The sequence below is a fragment of the Parasphingorhabdus sp. genome (assembly GCF_036964675.1).
GTDB lineage: Bacteria > Pseudomonadota > Alphaproteobacteria > Sphingomonadales > Sphingomonadaceae > Parasphingorhabdus.
The window spans coordinates 1-511 of the sequence record NZ_JBALTF010000183.1; the positions used below are offsets into that span (position 1 = coordinate 1).

1 protein-coding gene and 1 pseudogene are annotated in these 511 nt (G+C 53.2%); both read right to left on the reverse strand.

Annotation, left to right across the window (positions count from 1 at the left end; translation table 11 throughout):
* Window positions 1-249: signal recognition particle receptor subunit alpha (locus tag V7665_RS13960; protein ID WP_335665110.1), on the reverse strand; the 249-nt coding region annotated here is incomplete at its 3' end.
* Window positions 246-511, reverse strand: a pseudogene (locus tag V7665_RS13965) (tRNA (N(6)-L-threonylcarbamoyladenosine(37)-C(2))-methylthiotransferase MtaB); the annotation flags it as partial. The pseudogene V7665_RS13965 and the gene V7665_RS13960, both read right to left, overlap by 4 nt.

Consider the following 511-nt stretch of genomic DNA (forward strand, 5'->3'; position numbering starts at 1 on the left):
TTTGATAATCTCTTTAACCGCATGTTCGGTCAGGCCTTTTTCGAACCGCTCGACCGCTAATTTTTCTCGAATGGTCGCTGCGGTCGCTGGCCCAAGATCCGACAGGATCAGCGCATCTTCGATATCATCAAGCGTCGCCTCATCCAGCTTTGCCTTGGTTACAAGACCCGCGAGATTTTCGGTCAGCCGTGATGACGTCTTGCTGAAGCCGCCAAACAGGCGATCTTTCCAACTGTTTTTCTCGGTCACGCTGCCACCCTGCCAATCAATTTTTTATTCTGCATGCCGGTAATTTCAACCGGAACAATCTCGCCCTTGCTTGCCGGGCTATCCAGCTGGACGCGAACGAAATTCTCGGCATAGCCGGCGTCTCCGGACATTTCCGCGAGGATATTCTGTCTCGACCCGACCAATGACCGACGCCAGTTCAATGCGCGTCGCGTGACTGCCTCTCGCAATATTTTTGCTCTTTCCTTGATCACATGCCCGTCAACCTGCGGCATTTTCGCCG